Source organism: Vibrio sp. CCUG 15886, from assembly GCF_028570825.1.
Classification (GTDB): Bacteria; Pseudomonadota; Gammaproteobacteria; order Enterobacterales; family Vibrionaceae; genus Vibrio; species Vibrio vulnificus_B.
Window position 1 is genome coordinate 1 of the sequence record NZ_JAQQBT010000053.1, and the last position, 626, is coordinate 626.

Consider the following 626-nt stretch of genomic DNA (forward strand, 5'->3'; position numbering starts at 1 on the left):
GCGGCATTCACCCCTTAACGCAGCGTTATGTTGCATTGCAATCAATTTTTAATAGGGAATTATTTTTATGAATCCAGGATATATATACATAATGGAAGACCAATTGAACTGTAATGTGGTTAAGATTGGTTTCACTCTTGACCCAGTAGAAAGGTTAAGACAGCTATATAATACTTCGACGCCTTTACCGTTTGTGATCTCTTATCTATGGGGAGTAGATGACATGGGGCAAGCTGAATTAGCTGCACACTCTGTTATGTATCAACACCGGATAAACCCGCAGCGAGAATTCTTTTTTATTGTGCCTCCTAATTCGGACCTTCCAGGAGAAAATTGTCCAGAAACATGCTCCGCCTATTTGTTTGGTTTGAGTGAAGCAATTGAAAATGCATTTTATTATTATAACGTTAATTATAACGCAATTGACTTGGAGTGGTTTAAAGGTAAATACCGAGATAGATTGGCTGAATTTCCAGATAGCATCAAAGGATTTTAAATACAACATAACAAACTGTTTAAGAGTGATTCGCAACGCGTGGCGTTTTTACCATGCGTTGGTTTTAGTGATTAAGGTGGTATGCGGCGGCTTCGGTATTGCGTTGCTCACACCTTAACAGGGCGTTATG

General features: G+C 39.1%; 1 protein-coding gene. It reads left to right on the forward strand.

Translation table 11 applies throughout. The annotated features are described in order from the left end of the window. Positions 1-67 precede the first annotated feature (67 nt). A complete protein-coding gene (locus PQQ36_RS22510) occupies positions 68-496 on the forward strand; it encodes a GIY-YIG nuclease family protein (RefSeq protein ID WP_273662746.1) in 429 nt (142 codons plus the stop codon). The last annotated feature ends 130 nt before the right edge of the window (positions 497-626 follow it).